Source organism: Acidisoma sp. (assembly GCF_035492295.1).
GTDB lineage: Bacteria > Pseudomonadota > Alphaproteobacteria > Acetobacterales > Acetobacteraceae > Acidisoma.
Genome location: NZ_DATJJK010000090.1, coordinates 1 through 7,339, shown reverse-complemented (window position 1 = coordinate 7,339; position 7,339 = coordinate 1). Strand labels below are relative to the sequence as shown.

The following is a 7,339-nucleotide window of genomic DNA, read 5'->3' as shown; positions in this document are numbered from 1 at the left end:
ACGAGGGGAGCCGTCGGGCATGGTAAATGTCGTCGATGAACCTTGGCAATCTTGCGGCGCCGCCGGCCAAGGTTTCGTAATCAGTGAAACAGATTTCCTCTGTCCTCAAGGTCTTCTTAAAGCTTTCCGCCTGAGCGTTATGAAGGCAGACCTCGTCAAAGTACCATCTGTCAGCGAAGCGGGGCCGGACGACGATTGTTCGCGACACTTGCGCCAGACTTCAAGCACCTCCGCCGGGTGCTCTCATAGGAAACAAAGATGCCGCGCTCGGTGCGGAGCCGTTCGGCATCTCGAAAGCTCAGCGGAATACATGGGGGAGGCAGATCGCGTGGCTGATCAGCGCGGCCGGAACACGATGGCGACAATCCAGGTCTGGCGGCTTCATCATTTCGCATCCTTGCTCTCGATCGAGGCGGGACGGCCATATTTTTGAAGAGCAGGGCTCGCGTCACGGATTCCCGGAGATAGCTCGCTCAGGGCGGTGCGGCGCCTAACCCACCGGTCGTGAAGGCGAGTGTCGCCGCCGCGGATAGCACCGCGCTATACGAATCGGTTGCAGCATTCTGCGCCTGGAGAAGCTGCGTCTCCGCTGTCGTCGCATCTGTAACCGATCCCACCCCCTTCTGGTAGGCGGCGAAGGCGGCGTCGTAGCTCGTCTGCGCGGCGGTGGCCAAAGCCTTCGAGGCGCTATAGGCGGCAAGGCTTGTCCGCAGCGCATTTTCGGCGCCGACGACCTGGCGGACGGTTTCGTCCCGTGCCTTGGCGAGCGCAGCATCGGCGGAATCGGCACTGGCCTCGGCTTGGCCCAGGATCGCGGCCCGGCTGCCGCCGTCATAGAGCGGGACGGTCAGACCCGCGAGGATGGTACCGTTGAACTGGCTGCCGGAGATATTTCCGGTCGGCGCCAGTTGTCCGATCGCCGGGAGCGACGTCACGCTCAGCCCACCCGAATTGTAGGCGCCCGTCGCCGAGAGAAAAACTTTGGGCATGAATTCCGCCTGGGCGGCCCGGACATTGGCGAGGCTCGCCTGCTGCGCGGCATAGGCACTCAGCATGTCCGGCCGCCGCGCCAGCGCCTCGGCCACGATCGCCTGCACCGGCGCGTCGAGCGCGGGCGAGAGGTGCCGCGGCGCTACATCGGCAATGGTCATTCTCACCATGGGCGAAATGCCCATGGCAGTCAGCAGGGAGAGATAGGCATCATCGACCCCGCCCGTCGCTTGCACCAGCGCGAGCTTCGCCTGCGCCGTGGCCTGGGCGGCCTGGGCAACCTCGACGACCGTGCCGACGCCTTGCCCGTAACGCGCTTCCGCAGAGGCTTGGACAGCCTTTGCGTTCTTCAGCGACTGCGCTGCCGAGCGGGCGCGGGCACGCGCCGCGGTATCGGCGTAGAAGGCGAGGCTGACATTGTAGATCACCCGCTGATGCGCCTGGGTGAAGACGATGTTGGAAATCGCTGAAACCTGTTTCGCGGCCTCGATGGTCGCCGATCGTTCGCCGAAATCGAACATCAGCCAGCGCAGTGATATCGCCGAGATCACACCGTGCGCATTGCTGTTGCCGCTGGTGTCCAGGCCCAGCGCGGAATTGTTTCCGTGCCCGTCCTGATAGGCCCCGACGGCGCTGGCGGTGATATCGGGCAGATAGCTGCTCTCCGCGATACCGGCGGCCAGCGCAGCCTTGCGTGCCTCGTCCCAGGCGATCCGGGTGTCCGGATTGTGGGACTCCGCGATATCGATCAGGTCGGGCAGCGCATAAGCGCGGTGCGGGTTGACGGCTGGCGCTGGCGGGATCACGGCGAGCGCCCGGTTAGGAGGCAGGACATAGCCGCCGCCCGCACCGGCGGTGCTCGCCTCGGGCCCGGGCTTGATCGCACCCGTGGCATCGGTCGGCGGCTTCCAGGGCGCATCGGGGCGGTCCGGCGCCATGTCCAGAGCCGAGGTCGCGCAGCCCGCCACCGCCAGTGCGAGTGCCGTAAGCAGGATGAGCCTCGAGGTCTTAGACGGCCGCACGGAGCACCGCTTTGTCATCCTCTGCCACGGAAGCCGCCAGGTCTTCGAAACGTCTCAAACGGGGCTCCATCCAGCTGTTCAGTTCGGCGAGCGGCGTCGTGCCGCCAGCCTCCGATGCCCTGGCGGGACCGGCTTGGCCATCCTCCGGCCGCGTCACGCCGTCCACGTCATCGGCGAGCTTGCCAAGGCGGCCCGCGAGATCCTGGGAAAGCGCCGGGTCTCGGCTCGCGCTCAGCATCAGGGCGCCGGTCAGCGCCGCCATCCCCTCGGCCGCGTCCCGGCGGCGGCCCAGCCAGTCCTGCCCGGGGCGGATCGACATCGGCTCATAGGAGGACAGATCAAGGTCCCGCTCCAGCGCGCCGAGCGCCGTTTCCGCTTGCGAGGCGGCCAGAGAGGCGGCTGCGCCTTTCGCGGACGCGATGGCGCCGAGCTTGCGGAGTAAAGCCGCGATCGCGGGATCGATCCGCTTGGTGACGCTGACCGGCCACACGGTCGTAAAGATCAGATAGACAACGAGATTACCGAGTAGGATGCCGATGACGCGATCCCGCGCCGTCACCATGTCGAAGGACGGACCGGCCCCCTGGATGACACAGAGGAAGAAGGCGAAGGCGATCTGGAACCCGGCATAGGCGATGCGCGCATTGCCGACGGCTACCCAGGCCGCGGCAAGGCTGGCCACAAACACCGTCACCATCAGCGCGCCGATCGAGGTCAGATCGGGGATGAGATAGACCATCGCACCGATGCCGGCGGCAGCCCCGAGCATGCATCCGAGGACGCGCAGGGTGAGTTTCTCGACCGTTTCCGCGGCTGTACCAAGCGCCACGATATAGCACGTGATCAGGCAGGTGTGGATGGTCGGCCAATCCAGCAGCGAATAGAAGACGTAGCAGAACATTGCCGCCGCCGTCGTCTTCAGGGCGAGGTGGACATGGATGGGATTGGTGAATGCATCCGGAACCAGCAGGCCGCCACGCGGCTTTTTTGCTGCGGGCGCCGGACCCGGGGGCGGGGGAGGCGGCACGGCGAATTGCGTGAGGCTTGCGTCCATCTCGGCCATCCAGGCGGCGCCGACAGCCGTGTCCGGACTAGTGGGCGGGGGTGTCAGGGCGATTTCGACCGGATATGAACCGGATGCGAGAATGGTGGCCATGGCATCGAGCGTATCCGCGACCTCTCCGCGGGCTTCCCCGTTCGGGGCGCTCGCGGGCATGCGGTCCGCGAGGTCGGTCAGAAGCAGAATTCGCATCGTCGACGCTGCCGCCTGCTGGAGCGCCGCGAGATCCCCGGCGGGCGAGGTCCGCTCCATGCCGGCAAGCTTCAGCCAGGTCAGAATCTCGGTGAGACCGCCACGAAGTGCCGCCTGCATGCCGCGCCGGACCCTCTCGTTCGGGCTTCGCAGCATGCCGGCGGCCAAGCGCAAGCGGTGCGCGAGGGCGCGCTCGGCAAGCCGCCGCGGCGCGGGCCCGATCAGCAGATTGACGACGATGGAAACGCCCGCCGGAATGCCGACGAAGAGCCAAGCGTAGAGCAGCACGCGCGTCGCTATCTCGCCGATCTGGATTGTGCCGAGCAAATCGAGCGCGTAGGCCGCGATAAGCGCCACGATCGGCGTGATCGCGCGGAGCTTGCTGCTGGAGGCGAGGAACATCAGACCGAAGGAGATCAGCGCCATGGCCGCGACCCGCCACATCGGCTGATCTGCGACCAGGATCGTGACCGGCAGGACGAAGAGAAGTGTGACCGTCAGCACCGTGAGCATCACCAGGCTCAGAATGATGCTCGTCACGCGATCGGCCTTGATGAGAAAGAACGCCACATAGACGGTCAGAGCCGCATCCGGCGTCTGGTAGATCTCCGTCACGAGGGCCGTCAGGGCGCAGATGAGTGCCAGCCGCCCCGCGACTTCCAGCCGGCCGGGGAATGGCGCCAGCAGATGCACCAGGCGCGTCGCCCGCCCTCTGATGCGCTCAGTGGCAGGCAGGGCCATGGCGGATCTCGATGACGGCGCTGGCGCCCAGCCGGGTGAGGAGCGGCGGGGGATCCTTAAGCGCAATGCGGACGGGAAAGCGCTGCGCAACCCGGACCCAGTTCAGGGAACGTTCGACATAAGGCACTGAAAACGGCAGTGACACGCGCTCCTGGTCGAGCACGCCCCATCCGATCCCCTGGACCACGCCGGCGATCGGATGGTTGCGGTCGATCATCGAATAGACGGTCGCGCAGTCGCCGACCGCGACGGAGTGGAGTTGCGTCTCCCGGAAATTTCCGACCGCGAACCATTCGTCACTGTTGATCAGGGTGAAGAGTGCCTGGCCCGGCACCACCATCTCGCCGGAGGATTTGGTCAGCCCGACGACCAGCCCGTCATGCGGCGCTCGCACGACTGTGTCGGCGAGTTGCCGCTTTGCGATGGCGAGGGCGGCGCGGCGGGCGGCAACCACGGCCTCCGTCGCCGCAACCGTGTCGATCGCGGTGACCGCGGCGGCGGCCTGCTCCCGCGCCTGCTGCAGGGAGGTGGCGGCGTCCCGCTCTGCGGTCTGTGCCTGGTCGAGTTGCTCGGCCGGCACATAGCCCCGGGCGGCGAGCGGGGTCAGCCGCTTCACGGTCCGGGTCGCGAGGTCGAGGTTGGTCGTGGCGCGGTTGACCTGAGCCGCGGCAACGGTGGCTGCCGATTGCTGGGTTGCCACGGTGCGCCGCTGCGTGCCGAGCTGCGCCTCCGCCAAGGCGAGGTCCGCGCGCGTCTGGTCGACCGCGAGCTGGTAGGGGAGGGGATCGATCCGGAACAGGATCTCGCCCTTGCGGACACGCATGTTCTCGGCGACGGGAATGTCGATGATCCGGCCCGGGACTTCGGCTGCCACGTGAACGGTGTCGGCATCGATCGTCGCATCGTCGGTGGACGGGAACAGAACGCTGTGATGCCAGGCGAACCAGCCGATGGCGACGGCGATGAGGATAATGAGCAGGGAGATCAGCCTGAACCCGAGGCGACCGGGTTTTGCGGGTGCTGTCTTCATGGTCATGATCCGAACCAGAGCAGCCAAGCCAGCACGCCGGCAATCACGCCGATCGAGGAGCAGACGGCAAGCTGGTACGGCAGAACGGCGGAACAGCCGGTGCTGACAAAAATCGCGCGCGCGCCGATCGCGACCATTATTCCGATTCCGGCACAGAACATCCAGGCCGGAAAAAACGCACCAAACAAGGTAAAAGACGGCGCCCCTCGTTCCACGTCGCAGCCGCTCAGCGGCAGGGCCGCCAACGATCCCCTGACGGCCCTTGGGAACCTACCGGAAAGCCAAATATTCAACCTGCACCTTCTTGCAACGTCCCTTGGTCAATGTGGTCGCCGTCGATATTCCAGCCATCAATGGTTGTGTTGCAAAATTCCTGCATAGCCACTTTTTATCTGACAGGGTGGGGTTTATGCCGCCATTTGGAATAGCTTACAAACGAAATCGGCCTGAGTTTTCAGCTCGCTGTCTGCGACCTTCGCCCGGAATTGTCACATTCATCGGGAGGGATCGCATCTGAACCAGGCGCAAGGACTGATCCGCGACCATGCCGCATTTCGCGCATGCGTCTCCTGCCGCGAAACCCGTTAGCTCCCTCATTCCGCGGACACCTTTGCCGTTCTCTGGGAGAGCCGTTTTATTCCAACAAGTTTTGTTGAAATTCGTAGTAACGGCGGAGACGTGCTCTCAAGCTGACTTCTGAGCCGGTACGATTCAGCGCTCAGCGACGATCCGGCGCGTGTCCTCTCCGTCTAGGCTCGAACGGGTGCGCCGTTTGGCACGCCAGCGGCATCCTCGGGCCCCGATGCAGATGCTTCTGGCAAGCCGGGCCTTGGGGAGGGCTGGGCATTAAAGCGGTCGACAAAGACCGGCAGGAACACGTGACCATCGTCCATCCTCGATACGCGGGCGACACGCACCTCCTTCCCTGTTATCGAGGAGCTTGGCGCAATGCCGTGAAAAAGCGGCTACAGATTTCGGGATGTGAAAGCAAACGCGCGGCGCCATTTCCGCCACCCCGATCTTCTCTTCCTGGGGCGTCAAGTGTCGCTATCGATGGCCGTGGGTGGCCCCTGTGCGCACGAGGTCAATCGGAACCGAGATTGCGGCTGCCGGATCGCTGCAGCCGAGTGCTCGATCGATCACATCTTTCCGTTTCGTCATTCGCGCGTGACTGTGCCAGTGTAATGGCGCCGCCCCCACCTTGGAGATGACGCCGTGTCAAAGAACTTCGTTCAGGTCGCGGTGCTTGTTGCACTGGGAATGCCTGTCATCAGTGCAAACGGTGAGACCCTGAAGCTTCCGGACAATCTGGCCGGCTTCAATTCCAGTGCCGGCGAGAGCTATTTTCTCGAGAGCAATGCACGGGAGGCCTTTTTTCCTCTCGTAAGCAATTTTTTGACGCAGAAGACACAGTCCTACTGCGGTGTCGCAAGCATCGTCATGGTACTGAACGCGCTCAACATTCCTGCGCCCTCAGTTCCAGAATATGCACCCTACCGGACATTCACGCAGGACAATGTGCTCGATGCACGAACGGACGCCGTTCTCGGCCGAGACGTCTTGGCGAAGAAGGGCATGACGCTCGATCAGATCGGTGGAATTCTGGCAACGCAGCCGGTCAAGGCAGTAGTCCGTCACGCCGCTGACAGTTCGGTGGACCAATTCCGCAAGCTGGCAAGTTCTTATCTTCGTCAGCCGAACCATTTCGTTATCGTCAATTACCTCCGCAAAGCGATCGGGCAGGAGGAGGGCGGACATATCTCGCCGCTGGCGGCCTATGATGGAAAGGCAGACCGGTTCCTCATCCTTGATGTTGCGCGGTATAAATACCAGCCTGTTTGGGTGAGAGCGTCGGAGCTTTTCGACGCCATGAACACGCGGGATTCGGACAACGAGAACAGGACACGCGGTTTCGTCCTGATATCGGCGACCGCTCCTTGAGATATTCCGCCACGTCCCGGGGGCGGGGCTCAATCGGCCATTTCGTGCTGCCGCCTTTGATCTGTTGAATGGCGCGGGCTATGACCCTGATGTCTAGGAGCGGCAACGGACCAGCATCGAGCGCTGGAACGGATTGAGCACGGTTGAGGTCAAATCCTTCGAGGTTATGTCATAGCCAGCCGGGCAGACCTTGGCAGCCTTGGCATAGCAATCGGCCAGGGTCAGTTGGATTCCGCTGCAACTCACCATGTAGCCCGGGCGCCCCCCTGGCAGAGCGATCTGCTTCGCACTCGCGCAGCCCGCCAGCGACGCGGCGGCCAACAGAATGACGGTGGTTCGCTTCCAGTCCATTTGCTCTCTCCC

General features: G+C 64.0%; 6 protein-coding genes. 1 reads left to right on the top strand and 5 read right to left on the bottom strand.

Annotated features, from left to right (window positions below; genetic code table 11):
• Positions 1–473: 473 nt before the first annotated feature.
• From VL752_RS06375 to VL752_RS06360, 4 genes are read right to left on the bottom strand one after another with little or no spacing between them, the layout of a single operon-like run.
• Entirely contained in the window at positions 474–2,012 is a 1,539-nt protein-coding gene (locus VL752_RS06375) for a TolC family protein (protein WP_325353295.1), read from the bottom strand.
• A complete protein-coding gene (locus VL752_RS06370) occupies positions 1,999–4,005 on the bottom strand; it encodes an FUSC family protein (RefSeq protein ID WP_325353293.1) in 2,007 nt (668 codons plus the stop codon). Before VL752_RS06370 ends, VL752_RS06375 begins: the two co-directional genes overlap by 14 nt.
• On the bottom strand, positions 3,986–5,035 hold the full coding sequence (gene mdtN / locus VL752_RS06365; RefSeq protein WP_325353291.1) for a multidrug transporter subunit MdtN: 1,050 nt from the start codon (positions 5,033–5,035) through the stop codon (positions 3,986–3,988). The genes VL752_RS06370 and mdtN overlap by 20 nt, the downstream gene beginning before the upstream one ends.
• Before the next feature lie 2 nt (positions 5,036–5,037).
• Complete coding sequence (locus VL752_RS06360) at positions 5,038–5,280, bottom strand: YtcA family lipoprotein (protein ID WP_325353289.1); 243 nt, start codon at positions 5,278–5,280, stop codon at positions 5,038–5,040.
• A gap of 970 nt (positions 5,281–6,250) precedes the next feature.
• On the opposite strand from VL752_RS06360, the gene VL752_RS06355 reads away from it, so the two are divergent.
• Positions 6,251–6,976 carry a phytochelatin synthase family protein gene (locus VL752_RS06355; protein WP_325353288.1) on the top strand — a complete coding sequence of 242 codons (726 nt, stop codon included), beginning with the start codon at positions 6,251–6,253 and terminating at the stop codon, positions 6,974–6,976.
• Between the two features lie 93 nt (positions 6,977–7,069).
• On the opposite strand, the gene VL752_RS06350 is transcribed toward VL752_RS06355, so the two are convergent.
• Positions 7,070–7,339: hypothetical protein (locus VL752_RS06350; RefSeq protein WP_325353286.1), on the bottom strand; the 270-nt coding region annotated here is incomplete at its 5' end.